16 protein-coding genes are annotated in these 19,905 nt (G+C 35.1%); 12 read left to right on the top strand and 4 right to left on the bottom strand.

Annotated elements, in window-relative coordinates; translation table 11 throughout:
• Positions 1-49: 49 nt before the first annotated feature.
• On the bottom strand, positions 50-1,918 hold the full coding sequence (locus ABS764_RS04955; protein WP_408080580.1) for an Nramp family divalent metal transporter: 1,869 nt from the start codon (positions 1,916-1,918) through the stop codon (positions 50-52).
• A gap of 170 nt (positions 1,919-2,088) precedes the next feature.
• Here ABS764_RS04955 and ABS764_RS04950 point away from each other — a divergent pair, with 170 nt between their 5' ends.
• Complete coding sequence (locus ABS764_RS04950) at positions 2,089-3,003, top strand: NAD(P)/FAD-dependent oxidoreductase (protein ID WP_408080578.1); 915 nt, start codon at positions 2,089-2,091, stop codon at positions 3,001-3,003.
• Here ABS764_RS04950 and ABS764_RS04945 read toward each other — a convergent pair.
• Entirely contained in the window at positions 2,993-3,391 is a 399-nt protein-coding gene (locus ABS764_RS04945; RefSeq protein WP_408080576.1) for a Fur family transcriptional regulator, read from the bottom strand. The two genes, ABS764_RS04950 and ABS764_RS04945, sit on opposite strands and share 11 nt — an antisense overlap.
• A gap of 146 nt (positions 3,392-3,537) precedes the next feature.
• On the opposite strand from ABS764_RS04945, the gene ABS764_RS04940 reads away from it, so the two are divergent.
• From ABS764_RS04940 to ABS764_RS04900, 9 genes are all read left to right on the top strand, one after another.
• The gene (locus ABS764_RS04940) at positions 3,538-3,882 is read left to right on the top strand and encodes a hypothetical protein (RefSeq protein ID WP_408080574.1); all 345 of its coding nucleotides are present in this window, start codon (positions 3,538-3,540) and stop codon (positions 3,880-3,882) included.
• A 62-nt stretch (positions 3,883-3,944) separates the two neighbouring features.
• A complete protein-coding gene (locus tag ABS764_RS04935; RefSeq protein ID WP_408080572.1) occupies positions 3,945-6,326 on the top strand; it encodes a TonB-dependent receptor in 2,382 nt (793 codons plus the stop codon).
• Positions 6,327-6,356: 30 nt separating this feature from the next.
• Positions 6,357-6,956 (top strand): type 1 periplasmic binding fold superfamily protein, encoded by a 600-nt coding sequence (locus ABS764_RS04930; protein WP_408080570.1) that lies wholly within the window; start codon positions 6,357-6,359, stop codon positions 6,954-6,956.
• Between the two features lie 26 nt (positions 6,957-6,982).
• Entirely contained in the window at positions 6,983-8,197 is a 1,215-nt protein-coding gene (locus ABS764_RS04925) for a hypothetical protein (protein ID WP_408080568.1), read from the top strand.
• A gap of 180 nt (positions 8,198-8,377) precedes the next feature.
• Positions 8,378-10,633, top strand: a complete 2,256-nt coding sequence (locus ABS764_RS04920) for a TonB-dependent receptor (protein WP_408080566.1) — start codon at positions 8,378-8,380, stop codon at positions 10,631-10,633.
• Positions 10,634-10,635: 2 nt separating this feature from the next.
• A complete protein-coding gene (locus tag ABS764_RS04915; RefSeq protein WP_408080564.1) occupies positions 10,636-11,100 on the top strand; it encodes a thioredoxin family protein in 465 nt (154 codons plus the stop codon).
• A 35-nt stretch (positions 11,101-11,135) separates the two neighbouring features.
• A complete protein-coding gene (locus tag ABS764_RS04910) occupies positions 11,136-12,281 on the top strand; it encodes a lycopene cyclase family protein (RefSeq protein ID WP_408080562.1) in 1,146 nt (381 codons plus the stop codon).
• 136 nt (positions 12,282-12,417) lie between these two features.
• A complete protein-coding gene (locus ABS764_RS04905) occupies positions 12,418-12,828 on the top strand; it encodes a BrxA/BrxB family bacilliredoxin (protein WP_408080560.1) in 411 nt (136 codons plus the stop codon).
• Positions 12,829-12,973: 145 nt separating this feature from the next.
• Complete coding sequence (locus ABS764_RS04900) at positions 12,974-13,306, top strand: 2Fe-2S iron-sulfur cluster-binding protein (RefSeq protein ID WP_408080558.1); 333 nt, start codon at positions 12,974-12,976, stop codon at positions 13,304-13,306.
• A 274-nt stretch (positions 13,307-13,580) separates the two neighbouring features.
• Here ABS764_RS04900 and ABS764_RS04895 read toward each other — a convergent pair whose 3' ends face one another.
• Positions 13,581-15,473 (bottom strand): peptidase U32 family protein, encoded by a 1,893-nt coding sequence (locus tag ABS764_RS04895; RefSeq protein ID WP_408080556.1) that lies wholly within the window; start codon positions 15,471-15,473, stop codon positions 13,581-13,583.
• A gap of 192 nt (positions 15,474-15,665) precedes the next feature.
• Between ABS764_RS04895 and darT the strand changes: the two genes are divergently transcribed.
• Both darT and darG read left to right on the top strand, forming a co-directional pair.
• Positions 15,666-16,289, top strand: coding sequence for a type II toxin-antitoxin system toxin DNA ADP-ribosyl transferase DarT (darT, locus tag ABS764_RS04890; protein ID WP_408080554.1), 624 nt, complete (start codon positions 15,666-15,668; stop codon positions 16,287-16,289).
• A 1-nt stretch (position 16,290) separates the two neighbouring features.
• The gene (darG, locus tag ABS764_RS04885; protein WP_408080552.1) at positions 16,291-17,319 is read left to right on the top strand and encodes a type II toxin-antitoxin system antitoxin DNA ADP-ribosyl glycohydrolase DarG; all 1,029 of its coding nucleotides are present in this window, start codon (positions 16,291-16,293) and stop codon (positions 17,317-17,319) included.
• A gap of 82 nt (positions 17,320-17,401) precedes the next feature.
• Here darG and galB read toward each other — a convergent pair whose 3' ends face one another.
• Positions 17,402-19,840 carry a beta-galactosidase GalB gene (gene galB / locus ABS764_RS04880; RefSeq protein ID WP_408080550.1) on the bottom strand — a complete coding sequence of 813 codons (2,439 nt, stop codon included), beginning with the start codon at positions 19,838-19,840 and terminating at the stop codon, positions 17,402-17,404.
• Positions 19,841-19,905 lie beyond the last annotated feature (65 nt).

The raw sequence follows: 19,905 nt of genomic DNA, 5'->3' as shown, positions 1-19,905 counted from the left end.
AGTTGCTGAGAAAACCTCAGCAACTTAACAACTCAGTATCTCAGCCACTTTATTTAACAATTAACAAAGGTATCGAAATTTTATGACGAAGTTTGTCTACAGTTGTACCAAAAATCAAATCTTTAAATCCTGTGTGTCCGTGTGTTCCCATTACTAAAATATCAAAACCACCTTTATTTACTATTTTCGGAATTATTGTTGTTGGTTTTCCAAAACCCAATTCGGTCTTCACATTGAATCCTTTTTGCGAAAGCATTTCTTTGTATTGCAATAATAATTTCTCGTCTATTAAGGTTTCATGATCATCAATTTTTTCACCATAAACCATGGCTCCTACAGTTTCAACGACATGAATCAATGTATAATTAGCTTCTTTCCCTCCCAGTTCAAAAGCATTATTTAAAGCAATTTCATCAGCAAAAGAAAAATCTACTGATACTGCAATATTCTTTTTAGCATAACTTTCCGCTTTAGAAAACTGCAGTTTTAGATTATGTGGCGAATGATTTAGTATCGCCATTCTTGTTTTGGTGATAAAAGGTTTAAATACAATATACAGCAACAAAATTAAAAATCCAAAAGCCAGGGGTACGACTGTAAACCATAAAACCATCGGATTTTCTGAAGTTTCCAACCATCCGTTTATTTCATCATAAACTAATTTTGCATTTAATATTACGATAATCGATGCTACAATCCACGAAGCAATTTGTGTGAGTTTACTAATATGAAAACCCTTCATTTTACTCTTATCACTCACAAAATGAATTAAAGGAATAATAGCAAATCCCAATTGCAAACTTAAAACCACCTGACTAAAAATCAGTAATTCTCCCGTTACGCCTTCTCCAAAAATAGTAATGACAATTACTGCCGGAACAATTGCAATTAATCGTGTGATAATTCTTCTTACCCAAGGCTGAATTCTTAAATTAAGATAGCCTTCCATTACAATTTGTCCGGCTAATGTTCCGGTTACCGTAGAACTTTGACCGGCAGCAATTAAAGCTACTGCAAATAAAACAGGTGCCCATTTAGTCCCTAAAAGAGGTTGTAAAAATTTATGAGCATCCTGGATTTCGGCAACTTCATGCATTCCGCTTTTATAAAATGTGGCCGCAGCCAGAATTAATATAGCCGCATTCACAAAAAAAGCAAGATTTAGTGCAATGGTAGAATCCACAAAATTATATTTCAAAGCCTGTTTAATTCCCGCAGTTGTACGATCGAATTTTCGGGTTTGTACCAATGAGGAATGAAGGTATAAATTGTGTGGCATTACCGTAGCTCCAATAATACCAATAGCAATATACAAAGCCGCCTCAGTAGGCATCGAAGGAATTAAACCCAGCATCACCTTATCCACTTCCGGCTGTGCAAAAATCATTTCGAAAATAAATGAAACGCCAATTACGGTGACTAAGGCAATAATGAATGCTTCCATCTTCCGGATACCTTTATTGATCAAAAAGAGTAGTAAAAAAGTATCTAAAACCGTAATTAAAACCCCTTCAATTAACGGAATATCAAACAACAGATTGATTCCGATTGCCATACCTAATACCTCAGCAAGATCACAGGCTGCAATGGCTATTTCTGCCAGAAAATACAAAATATAATTGATAAAGGGCGAATAGGTTTCCCGTGAAGCCTGCGCTAAATCCCGCTGGGTAACAATTCCCAACCGGGCGCTTAAACTTTGCAGTAATAAAGCCATAATGTTACTCATTAACAAAACCCAGAGCAGCGAATATCCAAACTGACTTCCTCCGGCAATATCGGTAGCCCAGTTTCCGGGATCCATATATCCCACACTTATCAGATAAGCAGGACCAAAAAAAGCCATTATTTTTCTGAAAACTGATTTTTTATTTTGAGTCGAAACCGACTGATGTACTTCTTCAAGTGATTTTCCCATTGTATAAATAACTGATTCCGGCAAATATATAGAAAAATTACATTAATCAAATATTTTTTTTAGCCTGGACTAAAAATACAAACCGTATTTCAGCTTTTATACAAAACAAAACGCAACAATGTTGCATTTAAGAAAAACTCATTATCTTTACAGCATAAATAAAAAACAATATGACAGCACAAACCCATTTTGAAGTTATAATTATCGGCGGCAGCTTCAGCGGACTTTCAGCAGCTATGGCTTTAGGCCGTTCTTTACGACAAGTTTTAGTGATTGACAGTGGACATCCGTGTAACAGTTCAACACCTCATTCCCATAATTTCATCACTCAGGATGGTGAGAAACCAGCTGTAATTTTAGCGAAAGCCAAAGAACAGGTAGTTTTTTACAAAACCGTTCAGTTTTATAATGATCTGGCAACAGCAGCTCAAAAAAGCAATGATGGATTTAAAATTACCACCAAATCAGGAAAAACTTTTAGTTCTAAGAAAATACTATTTGCTACAGGAGTTAGAGATTTACTTCCGGATACAGATGGTTTTGCCAATTGTTGGGGAATTTCCATACTGCATTGTCCTTATTGCCACGGATATGAAGTAAAAAATGAAAAAACAGCTATCGTTGCTAACGGAGAAACTGCTTTTGAATATGCAAAACTAATCAGCAACTGGACTAAAGATTTAAAATTGTGTACCAATGGAAAATCAACTTTAACACCTGAACAAATAAAAACGCTGAAGAAAAACAACATCGAAATTATTGAAAACGAAATTGCATCTTTCGAACATCAAAATGGTTATATCAAACACATTGTTTTCAAAAATGGAGAAAAAACAGCTGTCAAAGCCATTTACCATCGTCCTGCTTTTGAACAGCATTGTGCTTTACCGGAAACCCTTGGTTGTGAACACAACGAACAAGGATTGTTAAAAGTAGATTTTATGCAAAAAACAAACATCTCCGGAATTTATGCAAGTGGTGACAATCAAACTCCCGCAAGATCTGTGGCTATGGCTGTCGCTACGGGTTCATTTGCAGGTGCAGCAATCAATAAAGAGCTTATTGAGGATAATTTTATTTACTGATTATTTTGACACATGACGGACACAAGCCTGATAAAGTAAAATTGACTTCTTTAACCAAATAATTATCAGGAAGTTTAAAAGAAGGTTCGACGGAATCCAAACAAGTCACCGATTGGCATTTTTCACAACTAAAATGCACGTGGTTGTGCGTATGTTGATGATGATCATGGCTATGATGACAGGCAGCGTATTTAATAGTCCCTTCCGGAGTGGCAATTTTATGAATGACATCTTCATTGACCAAACGATCTAAAATTCTGTAAATAGTTACCCGGTCACACAATTCCTGATTCATTTTTTGAATTTCAGCATGAGACAATGCTACTTCGGAATTTTTTATCAATTCCAGAATAGCCGATTTAGCAGTGGTATTTCGGGTTGTTTTCATTTATCAGAAAATAAAACGCAACATTGTTGCATTTAAAAATAAGATTATTATATTTGCAACTCAATTGCATTAAGCAAAGATACAAGAAAAGACAATACGAAATGAATTGTCTTTTCTTAAACCCATCAATTATCGCATTTCCAAGAATGAAAAAAAAATATATCCTAATCAATGTATTTCTGTCTATGGCAGTATTGTTCTCAATACTGTTTCAGGCAATACATGCTTACGGACATTATTCGGAAGAAATTGCTGAAAAAACTACTTATCATCATTCGGATAACAAGGTTGAAATAAATCAGAATCACAGCATTTTTGAAAAATGTTCCACTTGTGATTTTAGTTTTAGCTCGTTTACTACCACTGATTTTTATGTATTTCCTTTTTGTAAAAACAATACAGTAAAAGTCTTTACTTCATTATTTACTAAAAAACATCTTTCCTTTTTTACCGGAAGTCTGTTCGCACTTCGGGCCCCGCCACTATATTAAAATATTCAAAGAACTACTCATTCTACATAATGAGCCGCTTTTCTATATTTTAAATTCAGGTAATGTCAAAAAAACATCTCGTTTTTTTCTGGCTTATTGTGCTTTGTAATACAGTTTATTCGCAAAACACGATAAGTGGAAAAATAACATCGCAAGGGCAAATTAGCGCTTCGGATATCCATATTCATATTGGTCAAAAAATCAGCAGCAGTGATGCCTCAGGAAATTATCACGTTAATAATTTACCGGATGGTAATACAAAAATCTATATTTCACACATTGGATATCAATCCATTGACACTGTTATTGACTTGAAAAACAATTTAAAAATTGATTTTAAACTGAAATTAAACACCACTAAACTGCATGAAGTGGTTATTCAGCAAAAAAACAGCAACAAAAAATCAGTCGCAGAACAACAACTGAAATTAGAAACGATTGAAAAATACAGCAATAAATCCTTAGGTGATGCGCTTAAAGAAATTCCCGGAGTCTCCACTCTCAAAACTGGAAACACTGTGGTAAAACCAATTATTAATGGCTTGTATGGAAGCAGAGTTCCTGTTTTGAATAACGGAGTGCGATTGGAAGATCAGCAATGGGGAACGGAACATGCTCCTAATTTTGATGTGAATGCAGCCAGTAAAATTACCGTGATAAAAGGTGCTTCAGGTTTGCAATACAGTGGTGATGCTATTGGCGGTTTAGTGATTATTGAACCGCTAAACGTGAAAAAAGATACGCTTTTTGGCAAAACTATTTTAAACTTGGATTCAAATGGAAAAGGCGGTTCTCTAAGTTCCGGCATTCATAAAGGAAATGATTTGGGCTGGAGCTGGAATGCTTTGGGAACTTTTAAATATCTGGGAGATAAACAGGGAGCTGATTATGTATTGTCGAATACAGGAAATAGAGAAGCTAATTTTTCAGGCGATATAAAATATACTGCCGAAAAGTACAATGCTACTGCTTTTTACAGTCATTACAAATCAGAAATTGGGATTTTGAGTGCTTCACATACCGGAAATGTGAATGATTTGTACCAATCTATTAACAACAAACAGCCGTCAATTGTAAATGAGTTTACGTATAACATCAAAAATCCTAAACAAGATGTAGAACATCAAATTGCTAAATTCAACTTTGATTATTATTTGAACGAATCGGCATCTGTTACGTTTCAATATGCTTTCCAATTCAACAAAAGATTAGAATATGATGTCCGAAGAGGCGATTATAAAAACACTGCCGCTTTAGATTTGGATTTAAAAACCCATTCGATAAATATTGATTACAAGAAAAACGGACATGACTGGAATTTAAAATCGGGATTAAGTGCCAATACACAAAATAATTATGCGAATCCGGCAACAGGAATTCGTCCGTTGATTCCTAATTATGACAAAATTGATTTTGGCGCTTATGTCATTTCAGGCTACAATTTCTCAGATAGTTTTTCTGTAGATGGCGGATTGCGTTATGATTTTTCAAAAATTGATGCTACTAAATATTACCAAAAATCCAGATGGGAAGAAAGAGGATATGACGAAACATTTCCTGAATTTATCGCGGGAGATTATGTAACGCAATGGCTTACTAAACCTCACTTTACTTTTCATAATATTTCGGCAAGTGTCGGTTTTCATAAAAAACTGGAAAGGAATTGGGATATTTTTTCCAATGTAAGTTTTGCTTCGAGAAATCCCAATCCTTCTGAGTTTTTTAGCGACGGATTGCATCATTCTACTGGCGTGATTGAGTTGGGAGATTTGAATCTGGACAAAGAACAATCGACCAAATTATCACTAACCATTCAAAAAAAATACAACGGATTTTCTTTCGAAGTAAATCCTTATGTCAATCACATTCAGGATTATATCTTCCTGAAGCCTGTTGGTTTTGAAACAACTATTCGTGGTGCTTTCCCTGTCTGGGAATACCAGCAAACTAATGCCCGCCTTGGGGGAATTGATATTCAAACGCATTGGAAAATTACAAATCATTGGCAACATTCCTTTTCATTGGCATATGTAAACGGAAAAGATAGCAGTAATGATGAACCTTTAATTGATATGCCTCCATTGAATTTGAACAATAAAATACGGTTTTCTAAAAAAGAATGGCATCAACTTATTCTGGAATTAAACAGCGAAATTGTATCCAAGCAAAACCGCTATCCTGACAATAATTTCTACACCAATATCATTAAAAACAACGAATTCGAATCGGTTTTGGTCGATATCAGTACGCCGCCTCCAGCCTATCATTTGTTGCATTTTTATACGGAAATGAAATTCGACACTTTCAAAAACAGCATTACAACTATAGCCTTTTCTGTTCAGAATATCTTCAATATCTCCTACAGAGATTATTTAAATCGCCAACGCTTTTTCGCTGATGAAATCGGGCGAAGTTTCCAAATTCAACTCAAATTCAATTATTAAACTATATCCCTTAATTTAAATTCAAACAAAATGAAAACAATTCAGAAATCAAAACAATTTAGATTGTATGCTCTTGCCGTAATAACTGCCTTAACTTTTTCATCCTGTAGCAACGATGATGACAATCCTGCTCCCCCAGTAAACGAGGAAGAATTAATCACAACAGTTACGGCTGTTTACACTCCTGCAGGTGGCGGAACAGCGGTAACTTTACAATACAAAGATTTAGATGGTGAAGGTGCAAATCCTCCGCAAATTACTGTTTCCGGTCCTTTTTCAAAAAACAAAACCTATAACGGAACGGTAACATTTAAAAATGAATTGGTAAATCCTGCCGAAGATATTACTGCTGAAATTCTGGAAGAAGCTTTAGATCACCAACTTTTTTATCAGACAACAGGAACTTTGAATCCATTTACGTACGCAACAACTTCAAGTAATTTTGACAGCAATGGAAAACCTATTGGTCTGCAATCTGTTTTTGTAACAACCGAAGCTGCTTCCGGAACTTTAACCATTACTCTGAGACATGAGCCCAACAAATCGGGTGCTAACGTTGCGGCCGGAGACATCACTAATGCAGCCGGTTCTACTGATGCCGAAGTTTCTTTCTCTATTTCAGTTCAATAAAAAATCATAATTAATCTAAATATCCCATGAAAAACAAATTTCAAAAATTATTATTTTTATTTGCCTTATCCGCTTTTGCTGTATCTTGTAGCAATGATGATGATCATGATCATGACCATCATGATGACGAAACTTCACAGGAATATAAATACCTGAGAGTATTGGTTTCTGACGAAAAAACCACTGAACTTTCATTTATAAATCCGGTAGATGGAACAGCATCATTTTTCAATGCTAAATTTCCAAAATCGGCATTGTACACTACAGAATCCGGAAGATTTGCCGCAATTATTCACAGAGACGATAACACCGTTGAAACCTTCGACAGCGGATTTGAATTCCACGGTGATCATGTGGATACCAAAGGAACACCTAAATTTGGAGCTTTGACAGGAACATCGCTTTCACCAACGCATTTCAAAAGTAAAAAAGGAGAGCTATTAACATTTAATGATGGCGATGGAACTTTATCTGTTGGTAAAGAATCTGAAATCCATAGCATCGGAGCAACATTTAAAACTATCAGTGCCGGACTTACAGCACATCACGGCGCAATGGCCACTTTCTCTAATGGTACTTATGCTATTACTGTAAAAGACAATTCTATTGCAGGAACACTTCCCGAAAAAGTAAAAATTATAGATAACACGGGAGCAACTGTTCACGCTGCAAAACTGGCTACACAGGGAATTCACGGAAACGCTACCGATGGAACTTATGCGGTTTTTGGTTCTGCAAGTGGAATTCTTGTGGTAGAAAGTAATGGAGATCAAAAATTAATTCCTCACCCTGAAGGTTTTGGAACAGCTTGGTTTGGTAGTATTCTGGAAACTGCTTATCCTGGAAAATTCATAGGTTATACCGCTGCAAAAGGTGCTTTTTTAATTGATGTGGTTAATGAAACTGTTACTCCTGTTTTTGAAAGCACAAAAATCATGCAGTGTAAAGTGAGTTACAGTCATAAAAAACTGGGAATCCTTTTGCATTCAGGAGAATTCAGATTATTTGATTTGAATAGTTTACAAGCTGAAAAAACTGCTAATATCATTTCAGCAACTGCTGAAGATTCGACACAAAAACCGCAATTGGAATTAACCGAAAGGTTTGCTTATATCACTTCGCCAATTACCGGAGAATTATTAAAAGTTAATCTTTCCAGTTTGGCTACAACTAAAATAAAAACATCAGCTACGCCCTACAGAATTACCATTTTTGGTCATGAGAATAGTTCCGGACACTAATTTAAAAGTAACTTATAGTAAAAGGCATGCAATTTTGTATGCCTTTTTTTCTTTGATAAAGAATCCATTTAGAACTTCAACAATTGGTTTTCTAAATTATTTTCAAACTTTATTTTGTTAATCAAATATTATTTTTAGATTTGTCTAAATTTAAGTAATAAGTCAATCTAAAATATAATTGTGAAAAATCTAATTCTACTTATCGGTATTCTATTAACAAATACTGTTTTATTTGCTCAGACCACCATAAAAGGAAAAGTATCCTCTGAAGGCATGCCATTACAATATGCCAACATTTCACTTAAAAATTCGAAAATCGCAACCATCAGTGATGAAGACGGTAATTATTTTATTCAAAAAATAATGCCGGGAAATCATGAAATGGTGGTTTCATATACCGGTTTAAAAACCCGGACAAAAAAAATCATGGTAACAGACACTACTGAAATCATTTTAAATTTTGACCTAAAAGAAAGCAACACCTTAGACGAAGTCGTGATTACCGGAACATTAAAACCGGTCAGCCGTTTGGAAAGTCCTGTGCCGGTGGAGGTTTATAAACCCGCTTTTTTTAAAAAAAATCCGACGTCAAATATCTTTGAAGCCTTGCAGAATGTAAACGGAGTACGTCCGCAATTGAATTGCAATGTTTGTAATACGGGGGATATTCACATCAACGGATTAGAAGGTCCTTATACCCTAGTTTTAATTGACGGAATGCCAATAGTAAGCGGACTTTCAACCGTTTATGGATTATCCGGAATCCCAAATTCTCTGCTGGAGCGTATTGAAATTGTAAAAGGACCCGCTTCCTCTCTGTACGGAAGTGAAGCTGTAGGGGGATTAATCAACATTATTACCAAAAATCCTAAAAATGCTCCTGCTTTTTCTGCAGATGCTTTTACCAATAGTTGGGGAGAGCTTAATCTTGATTTGGGTTTCAAAGGAAACGTCAGTAAAACAGCTTCAGTATTAACCGGAATTAATTATTTTAATTACAGCAATCCGATTGACAACAATCACGATAATTTTACCGATATGACTTTACAGGATCGGATTTCCGTTTTTCAAAAATGGAATTTCAATAGAAAAAACAACAAATTGCTTTCGGTAGCAGGGCGTTATTTTTATGAAGACCGCTGGGGCGGAGAAATGCAATGGGAGAAAAAATACCGTGGTGGTGACGAAGTGTACGGAGAAAGTATCTATACCAAACGCTGGGAAATATTAGGAGCTTATGAATTGCCTTTTTCAGAAAAAATGTTATTCTCCTTCTCTTACACCGACCACGATCAAAATTCGGTGTATGGCAATACTCCTTATCTGGCAAAACAACGTATTGGTTTTGGACAGTTGACCTGGGATAAAAAAATAGCCTCACATGATATGCTCTTTGGAACAGCCTTACGTTATCAATATTATAACGACAATACGCCTGCAACAGCAGAAGAAAGTATCAATTGGATTCCGAGTTTATTTGTTCAGGACGAAATAGCTTTAGCCGAAAAACACAAATTGCTTTTAGGCGCACGCTATGATTACAACCGCAATCACGGTGCTATTTTTACCCCCAGACTGGCTTACAAATTAAAAATCAACGATAATAATATTGTTCGATTCAATACCGGAACCGGTTTCAGAGTAGTCAACTTATTTACCGAAGAACATGCAGCACTGACCGGTTCACGTGATGTAATAATTTTAGAAGAATTAAAACCCGAGCGTTCTTACAATGCGAATTTAAACTACCTGAAGAAAATTTTTACCAACAACGGAAACTTCATCGGCTTGGAAACCTCGGCCTGGTACACGCATTTTACCAATTCGATTATACCTGATTATGATACTAATCCGAATCAGATTATTTATAAAAATCTGGACGGATATGCGGTTACCAAAGGAATTAGTACCAATATCGATATGGTTTTTCAAAACGGACTGAAAGTCATTGTAGGAGCAACTTATATGGATGTATCCAAAACCGAAAACGGAATAAAAACCCGCCAGATACTAACCGAAAAATTCACGGGAACCTGGGCGATTTCGTACCGGATTAACAAACTTTTCCTGGATGTTGACTATACCGGAAATCTATACGGCCCGATGCGACTGCCTACTCTGGGAGAATTGGATCCAAGAAAAGATTATTCGCCTACATGGAGTATTCAAAACATTCAGTTCACTTTCAATAAATTTAAAAATATCGAAATTTATGCTGGTATAAAAAACCTGTTAAACTGGACTCCTAACAAAGGGAATCCGTTTATTATAGCCAGAGCTAACGATCCTTTTGATAAAAATGTACAATATGATCCTGAGGGAAATGTGTTGGCAACTGCTGATAACCCGTATGCTTTAACTTTTGATCCCGGTTATGTTTACGGACCCAATCAGGGAATACGAAGTTTCTTTGGTCTGAGATACACCTTAAAATAAAAATGAAAAACCTAATTTTCATAGTACTGATTTTCTTTTGGGCAATTCCATCGGGTTTTGCCCAATTGAAAAGCTATACTTTTGAAGAAGCAGAACAATTGTCGAAAAAAAATCCGAAACCCATTGTTGTTTTTGTTCATACTAATTGGTGCAAAATCTGCAAAATGATGGAAAATTCGACCTTCAAAAACCCTGAAATCATCAAGGTATTAAATACTGATTTTTACTTTATTTCATTAGACGCAGAAAGCAAAGAAGATATTTTTTTCAACAATCACAGCTTCAAATTCAAACCACAAGGTCCAAACACAGGAATTCATGAACTCGCCACAGCCTTAGCAACTATCAATTCTGAAGTAATTTACCCCACGCTTACCATCTTAGAAGCTGATTTTTCAATTGTTTTCCAAAAGCATTCGTTGCTAAATGCTAAGGACTTACTTCTCATTCTCGAAAAAATAAAATAATTGGTTACTTTTGAGAAGAATTCGCTTCCCATCCTATGAAACACTATCATTACATTTTTACCGGTTCCGGTCTGGCCGCTTTGATGACGGTCTATAAAATGGTTCAATCGGGAAAATTTCAGGATAAAAACATTTTGTTATTGGATGAAAATCCTAAAAAAACCAATGACAGAACCTGGTGTTTCTGGGAAAAAGAAAAATCAACCTGGGAAACCATTATTTCTAAAAAATGGAATTATGCCTTGTTTGCCAATGATGATTTTAAGCGAATTTTAGATTTACAACCCTATCAATATTGCAAAGTTCAGGGATTGGATTTTTACAATTTGGTTTTAGAATTGCTTTCGAGACAAAAAAACATCATTTTTTTGAATGAAAAAGTAACTGATATTAACGAATTGGAAAATCACGTTTTCGTGGCTACCGAAAATAATCAATTTACTTGCAATCAAGTTTTCAATAGTATATTTAATAAAGCGGCATTAGTCCAGCAAACAAAATTTCCGGTTTTACAACAGCATTTTATTGGTTGGAAAATAATATCAGAAGAAGCCGTTTTCAATCCGAAGCAGGCTACGTTTATGGATTTTTCGGTTGAACAAAAAGGAAATACAAGATTCATGTATGTGTTGCCAACTTCAAAAACCGAAGCTTTACTGGAATATACTTTGTTTTCGCATTCGCTTTTAGCAAAAGAGGAATACGAAGCCGAAATAGAAAACTACATCAAAAAACTTGGTATTACTAATTACCAAATCATCGAAAAAGAGCAAGGCAGCATCCCGATGACTTGCTATCCTTTTTGGAAAAAAAACACTAAAAAAGTGCTCAACATTGGTACCGCCGGTGGATGGACGAAAGCCAGCACGGGTTATACTTTTAAGAATTCCGATAAAAAATCATCGCAATTAATTACTTTTTTGCAACAGCAGAATGATTTTAGAAAATTCCATCACAAAAGTAAATTCTGGTTTTATGATTTGTTATTATTATACATTTTAGATAGAGAAAACCAATTAGGCACTATGATTTTTTCTTCGATGTTTAAAAAAGGAAATCCAGCTTTGATTTTTAAATTTCTGGACGAAGAAACTTCACTAATTGAAGATATTCAGGTTATTCTAAAATGTCCTAAATGGCTTTTTATAAAAGCACTATTCCAAGCGGTACGTTATCTCTAATATTGAAAAATACGTTGTTTTCTCTTTCGAGAACGGCTATTAAACTATAACAAAACTTTATAATCCAAACCATTTTGTTCAGCAGATTCTTTGTAACTTTGCCTATTCAAAATTTACAAATTAAAATACAAAAGATATGTATCCACAAGAAATGGTAACCCCAATGCAGGCTGAATTAACTTCAGCTGGTTTTCAAGATTTACATAGTGCACAAGACGTAGAAAACGCTATCAAAGCAGAAGGAACTACATTAGTAGTTGTAAACTCTGTATGTGGTTGTGCAGCAAGAAATGCACGTCCGGGAGCAAAAATGAGTTTAGAAGGTGCTAAAAAACCAGATCATTTAATCACTGTTTTTGCTGGTGTTGACAAAGAAGCTGTTGATGCTGCCAGACAACATATGTTCCCTTTTCCTCCATCATCACCATCTATGGCATTGTTCAAAAACGGAGAATTGGTTCACATGTTAGAGCGTCACCACATTGAAGGTCGTCCAGCTGAAATGATTGCTGAGAACTTGCAAGATGCTTATAACGAATTTTGCTAAGGATTAAATTCTTATAAAAAGAAGAAAATTATTTACCGCAAATTCGCAAATTATTATTTTTAATTTGTGAATTTGCGGTTTTTTTATTTTAAAAAAATCTTTGCGAACTTTGCGTAAAACTTTGTGCCCTTTGCGGTAAAAAACTTTGGAAAAAGAATTCAAAAATATCCACTTTACCGTTATTGAAAACGGAACTCGAATTACCGTTACAACGCGTCATGGCAGCTATCCTAATTTGATGTATTTGCTCAAGGAAGAATTACAGTTGGAAAGTTTTGGTGAATGTGGCGGCGTAGGCCGATGTGCCACTTGTGTGGTAAAAACATCCGGAATTACCGGAAATTCTGCCGTAAAAGACCGAAATGAACCCAATACTTTAGAACAATTAGGCTATTCTGATGAAACTACACGGCTTTCCTGTCAAATCTACATCACCGCTGATTTGAATGGAGCAGAAATTACTGTTTTAGAAATATAACTTTTCTTAGAAACGACGAAAGTCAAAAAAATCAAAACAAAGCCCTTTGACAAGCTCAGGGTGACAAACAACGTAAACACAAAGTTACACTAAGCTTTTTTTTAATAATCTGCGAATTTGCGGTAAAAAAATTAAAAAATAGTTCGTGAATTCGGGACTGTTAAAAACAAAAAAAGCCACAACATTCTAGTTGCAGCTTTCTATATAAAAAATTCCCGTTGCCAGTCTCACTTTATGTGATTGCTTCGTACCTCGCAATGACCGACTAATGGTATTATCTTCTTTTCACATAATCCAATTGCTCATCCTGGTCTATGATTTCGAATTCGGCGTCTTTTTCCCAAATTTCCATCTCACAAGGCTTACAGTTGAATTTTAATTTGTATTCGTTTTCTCCATGTTTTAAGGTAAGCGGTTCTGCTACTTTTTCCCCCATAGTTTCACGTTGGAAACGGGCACATTTACCCAACTCGTATTTCACACAATATTTGGTGGTCATTACACGCGCTTTTCCCGGATCCCATTGCAATTCAAAGGCTTTTTCAATCTCAGTTACCCCGTGTCTTTTATAAAAAGCTCTGGCTAATTTATTCGAAACATTAAAAGTAAAATCCAGTTTTTCGGTTGGATAAGGATGATCCGTAGGAACGATTTGGAATTCTTCTCTGTGGTATTCGTTGATACGGATATCAATTAATTGTTCCAAAGCAATTCTACGTACTTCATTCACCTTTGAAATAGGTAAAAACCAGTTGTTGCTGAATTCCACTTCAATCGCATCCACGATAAAAGGTGTATTTCCGGTTTTAGCTAAGTTTTTCGTGATATTTGGAACAACTGATTCGGCACTTTTCGCTTCTTCTTTTGCTGTTTCTAAACTAGCAATACTTTGATGACCGTCTTCATCGGTAACAATCAGTTCAAAACCATTTGCTGTTTCTACAAATCGCATTGCAACACCAATTTTACGAACCGCAGCATTTTCTTTTTCTACAATTCGGTTAAATTCCGCATCCGAATTACGGTAAATCATGGTTCCAACAGGAATATTTTTGAACGTATTCGGCACCACAATATCATTCACAATAATATTGATTTGTACTCCATCTGCAATTCCATCTGCATTGATAAAATACAGACCATCACCATTGTTCAGCTTTTCGGAATTTTCAATTACATAACCATTGGCTTTGATTTCTGTTACTTTACCAATATGCTGTCCTTGTGATTTTGGACTTTCCCAGTTACCAATTTTCTCTTTTCGTTGGTTTACAAAATAATCGGTGTAGCCTCTGTTGAAACTTCTGTCCATTTCCGGTTCGAAATTATAGAACGTTCTACCGGAAGATGCTTTTTGGAAATTCTCATTATTTTCTAAGAAAGCATCTAATTTCTTTCTTAAAAACGAAGTATTGTTTTTTACATAAACAATATCTTTTAATCGGCCTTCGATTTTAAATGAAGTAATTCCCGCTTCGATCAAAGCCGGTAATTGATCACTTAAATCCAAATCTTTAATCGAAAGCAGATGACTTTCGGTCAATAAAGTCGTTCCGTTTCCGTCAATCAGATTGTACGGTAAACGGCAGTTTTGAGCACAGGAACCACGATTAGCGCTGCGTTCTCCACCCGCAATACTCATGTAACAATTCCCGCTAAAAGAAACGCATAATGCTCCGGAAACAAAGAATTCTAATTCTACATCAGTTGCAGTAGCAATATCACGTACTTGGTCTAAATTCAGCTCTCTGGCCAAAACCACACGTTGCATTCCGGCATCTTTCAGGAACTTCACATGTTTAGGGTCACGATTGTTCGCCTGTGTACTGGCATGAATCACAATGGGAGGCAAATCCATTTCCATAATAGCCATATCCTGTACAATCAATGCATCGACACCAATATCGTATAATTGATAGATTAATTTTTTACAATCTTCTAATTCGTTATCGTACAAAATGGTATTAATCACCACAAAAACCTGTGCCTTAAACAAATGGGCGTATTTGACCATTTCGGCAATATCTTCCACAGAATTCGTGGCATTAGTACGCGCTCCATAATGTGGTGCTCCAATATATACAGCATCTGCGCCCGCATTGATAGCGGCAATTCCCTGAACCAGATTCTTAGCCGGAGCCAGAATTTCTACTTTCTTCTTTGTCATTTCATTCCTTGAATTCCTTCTTTTTTGGAATCAGAGTGCAAAAGTATAAAATACTTCTCAAAAAAGCAGGATTTTAGTGGGATTAAGATTGAATTTAACTGAAATAGAGCGATTTATAATATTTAAAAAAACTAGAAAAACTTTCTTTGATTAATGATATGAATTAAGTACGTTTGATAAAATTATATTGGTGTGACCGATTTAAATAAAATTTATCTTTTTCGAATGTTGCATATTGATAATATGGAACATGTATTACAATATGGTATTACTAAAATTGATTCCATTAATGCTAATCAAAATTATAAAGCAATAGGTGACGGCAATCTAATAAGTAATCGTAATTTGTTTTTTATTCCAAATGGGAAAACTCTCAGTAATTACATACCTTTTTATTTTTGGTATAAAATGCCTATGTTGTATGTGATACAAAAAGGATTTAATGGAGTTAAAGCTACATCTGCTGAAAATATTGTTTATTGCATAACTTCAGTTAATAATATAATAAATTCTAAACTAGATTACGTTTTTACAGATGGTCATGCAGTGAATTTTTTAAGTAGCTTCTATTCACCACCTGAGATTGAAAGAATAGATGAGATAATTGATTTTAAAGTAATCAAAGATGTATATTGGAATGATCCTAAAGACTTAGATAAAAAACGAAGAAAAGAAGCAGAATTTTTAGTTGAGCAAGATATTCCTTGTGAAGCAATTGGAATTTATGCAGTATACAATCAAAATGCCAAGAATAAACTTTTAAAGTTAGGCATACCAGATAATAAAATTTTAATAAAAAGCGAATACTATTTTTAAAATGCTGAAGTTTATAAAAGGAAATCTACTAGAAAGTGAAGCTGAAGCTTTAGTCAATACTGTTAACACTGTTGGAGTTATGGGTAAAGGAATTGCTTTGCAATTTAAAAATCAGTTTCCAAACAATTATAAAATTTATGCCAAAGCCTGTAAAAACAACGAGTTTCATATAGGTGAATTATTAGTAACCGAAGAAATTTCATTGTTAGGAGGTAACAAAATAATAATAAATTTTCCAACGAAAACTGACTGGAGAAAACCGTCTGAATATAGTTATATTGAGAAAGGGATGATTGAATTGGTAAAAGTTATAAAAGAAAGAAATATTAAATCAATTGCGATTCCACCTTTAGGAGCAGGAAATGGTGGACTTGATTGGGACAAAGTTAGTCGAATGATGCAATATTATTTGAAAGATTTAGATATAGATATTGAAATTTTCCAACCAAATACTGCTATTGAAGAAGTTTTGAAAAGAGAGAGAGTAAAATTAACCCCTGCAAGAGCAATGCTATTATCTGTTCTATTTGAATTGGTTAGAAATGGAGAGTTTGTTTCTGAATTTGCAGCAGAAAAAGTAGCTTATTTTCTTCAAAAATTTGGCGCTAAAGAAAACTTCAAATTAGAATTTTCAGCAAATTTTTATGGACCATATTCTGGAAAAGTAAAGCATGTTCTGTATTACTTAAACGGAAGTTATATTACTGGCTATAGTTCAAAAGACAAAAAACCATTTGAAGAAATTGCATTGCGTGCAAATACTGAACAAGAAATTATTGAGTTTTTAAGTTTACCAGAAAACCTTAAATATGCTGAAATCGTTAATAAAACAAAAGACTTTCTTAAAGGTTTTTATTCTTCATTTGGACTAGAATTATTATCAACTATTGATTTTATAATAGAAACAAAAAAAACAAAATCTGAAGAAATTATTATTAGTCATCTTGAACAATGGAGTGAGAGAAAAAAATCCTTCTCTAAATTTATAAAAATTGCCATTAGTAATATTGAAAAACATCAATTGCAATAAATAACAATATGATAAAGTATCTGATTGAAAATTAAAAGCACGAATCGAAATCCGTGCTTTTTAAATTAAAAATATCGAAAAATTATTCCACTTTAATATTCACAGTAGCAGCCGTAATATTCCCTGCTGTAGTCGCTTCCAATGTTATGTTTTCTGCTTTTTTATTCGATTGTAAAATCACTACACATTTTCCGTTGTATAATTTGCGGTAATCGGCTTTAAAAGGTTCTAAACTGGCTTGGTAACCATTATCAACACCAACAATTGTAGCACCTCCCGAAACTTTAAAGTTAATTAGATTATCAGCTTTTGGAAGTGGATTTCCGTCTTTGTCCTGCAAAGAAACCGTCACGTAAGCCAAATCATATCCGTCGTTTTTAATACTCGTTTTATCCGATTTTAAATCAATTTTAGTTGCTTCGCCAGCAGTACGGATTTCAGTTTCTTTCACCACTTTGCCTGCTTTTCTGGAAACGGCTTTCAAAGTTCCTGCTTCGAAAGGCACTTTCCAGGCAATATGCAATTCATCTCCTTGTTTGGTTTTCGAACCTAAAGATTTTCCGTTTAGGAATAATTCCACTTCATCGGCATTGTTGTAATACGCCCAAACATCTATCACTTGACCTGTTTTCCAGTTCCAGTGTGGCAACAAATGCAAGACTGTTTTATCACTCCATTCGCTTTGGTACATATAATACACATCTTTAGGCAAACCAGCCAAATCTACAATTCCAAAATACGAACTACGGGCTGGATATGGATACGGATCCGGTTCTCCAATATAATCGAAACCAGTCCAAACAAAAGTTCCTGCTATAAAATCATATTTCTTAGCTGCTTTCCAGTTTTCCTCATGCGTAGTTCCCCAGAAAGAAGCAATATTATCAAAGGCAGTTACGGTCCAATCATCATTTCCATCAAAAGGCGCATTGTATTTTACGGGCCACATTCTGATGGTGTCTGTTGGCATATCATAATGACCACGAGTTTCTAATGCCGAAACACTCTCAGAAGCTATGATTTTTTGTCCTTTAAAACGTTCGGGGAAAGTTCCGTAATCAGCATGTTTGTAGTTAAATCCTAAAAGGTCTAACGCACCCGATTGATAGATAAAATTCTTCTCTGGAACATTCTCTGTCAGCGCCGAAGTTACGGGTCTGGTTTTGTCTAAGGATTTCACAATTTGTGCCAGTTCTTTAGTAATCGAAACTCCCGTACTATCAAATTGTTCCCGGATTTCGTTACCAATACTCCACATCATCACCGATGGATGGTTACGGTCTCTTTTAATAAAATCTTCCAAATCACGTTTATGCCATTCGTCCCAATATTTGTTGTAATCGTGGCTTACTTTTTTAAGTTTCCAAACATCAAAAACCTCATCCTGTACAATAAAACCCATTTCGTCACACAGCTGAAGCATTTCTAACGAAGGTGGATTATGAGCCATTCTGATAGCATTCACGCCCATTTCTTTCATGATAGTCAGCTTTCTTTTGATAGCATGATAAGTAGCTACCGCTCCTAAAGCCCCATTATCATGATGCAGACAAACGCCGTAAATTTTCATTGGAATACCGTTTAAAGAGAAACCTTTTTCGGCATCAAAGGCAAAAAATCTAAATCCAAGAGGCGTTTCATATTCGTCTATTAAAGTCGATTTCTCATAGATTTTTGTCACTACCTTATACAAATTAGGATTTTTAGTATCCCACAATTTTGGATTTTTTACTTCAAATTTTTGTCCTTTTTCCAAAACAGCATTTGCAGCAATAGTTTCAGTAGATTCTAATTTGGTCACCACATTATTATCAGCATCCAGAATAGCTGTTACCACTTTAAGCTGCTTTTGCATAGCAGCATCATTCTGAATATTAACCTGATAATCTACCGTAGCTTTTTCCTTTGAAACTTCAGGTGTAGTGACATAAGTTCCCCAATGTGCCACATGCACTTTATCGGTAGTTACTAAACGTACATTTCGGTAAATCCCGGAACCGGTGTACCATCTGGAACTCGGCTGAGCATCATTATCCACTTTTACAGCAATGTAATTTTTTTGGTTGCCAAAGTGCAGATACTTGGTCAAATCATACGAAAAGGAGATATACCCAAACGGACGTTTTCCTAAATAATGACCATTAATCCAGACTTCGCTGTTGCAGAATACCCCGTCAAATTCGATAGCAATGCTTTTATTTTTTGCCGATTCAGGCAAAGTAAATGATTTTCTGTACCAACCCATTCCCGCAGGCAATGCACCTTGTTTGGGTTTTGTTGGATAATCTGCGCTAAAAGTACCTTCGATACTCCAATCGTGTGGCAAATCTAATGTTCGCCAATCATTCGCATCAAAATCAGCCTGAATTGCCGATGGATGATCGCCTAATTTAAAATTCCAATCGGGATTAAAATCGGCTATAACACGGCTGTCTTTTTTTGTTGAGGCACAAGCCACCAATAACACCATTGCTATTGCTATTCCTCCTTTTTGTAAAACACTTTTATATTCTTTTACCATTGTATTATTTTTTTTCCCTACAAGGAATTTAAATTTTATCACGCAGATTCAACAGATTTGAGCAG

This window comes from Flavobacterium plantiphilum, from assembly GCF_046000495.1.
Taxonomy (GTDB): Bacteria; Bacteroidota; Bacteroidia; order Flavobacteriales; family Flavobacteriaceae; genus Flavobacterium; species Flavobacterium plantiphilum.
The sequence above is the reverse complement of the archived record's forward strand: the minus strand, read 5'-3'. Positions and strand labels throughout refer to the sequence as shown.

What these genes read in the sequence shown, in the direction of transcription:
- galB (WP_408080550.1), bottom strand. Translation starts at nt 19,840, where the DNA reads ATGGTAAAAGAATATAAAAGTGTTTTACAAAAAGGAGGAATAGCAATA.
- ABS764_RS04925 (WP_408080568.1), top strand. Translation starts at nt 6,983, where the DNA reads ATGAAAAACAAATTTCAAAAATTATTATTTTTATTTGCCTTATCCGCT.
- ABS764_RS04950 (WP_408080578.1), top strand. Translation starts at nt 2,089, where the DNA reads ATGACAGCACAAACCCATTTTGAAGTTATAATTATCGGCGGCAGCTTC.
- darG (WP_408080552.1), top strand. Translation starts at nt 16,291, where the DNA reads ATGCTGAAGTTTATAAAAGGAAATCTACTAGAAAGTGAAGCTGAAGCT.
- ABS764_RS04955 (WP_408080580.1), bottom strand. Translation starts at nt 1,918, where the DNA reads ATGGGAAAATCACTTGAAGAAGTACATCAGTCGGTTTCGACTCAAAAT.
- ABS764_RS04945 (WP_408080576.1), bottom strand. Translation starts at nt 3,391, where the DNA reads ATGAAAACAACCCGAAATACCACTGCTAAATCGGCTATTCTGGAATTG.
- ABS764_RS04905 (WP_408080560.1), top strand. Translation starts at nt 12,418, where the DNA reads ATGTATCCACAAGAAATGGTAACCCCAATGCAGGCTGAATTAACTTCA.
- ABS764_RS04910 (WP_408080562.1), top strand. Translation starts at nt 11,136, where the DNA reads ATGAAACACTATCATTACATTTTTACCGGTTCCGGTCTGGCCGCTTTG.
- ABS764_RS04940 (WP_408080574.1), top strand. Translation starts at nt 3,538, where the DNA reads ATGAAAAAAAAATATATCCTAATCAATGTATTTCTGTCTATGGCAGTA.
- ABS764_RS04930 (WP_408080570.1), top strand. Translation starts at nt 6,357, where the DNA reads ATGAAAACAATTCAGAAATCAAAACAATTTAGATTGTATGCTCTTGCC.
- ABS764_RS04935 (WP_408080572.1), top strand. Translation starts at nt 3,945, where the DNA reads ATGTCAAAAAAACATCTCGTTTTTTTCTGGCTTATTGTGCTTTGTAAT.
- ABS764_RS04895 (WP_408080556.1), bottom strand. Translation starts at nt 15,473, where the DNA reads ATGACAAAGAAGAAAGTAGAAATTCTGGCTCCGGCTAAGAATCTGGTT.
- ABS764_RS04915 (WP_408080564.1), top strand. Translation starts at nt 10,636, where the DNA reads ATGAAAAACCTAATTTTCATAGTACTGATTTTCTTTTGGGCAATTCCA.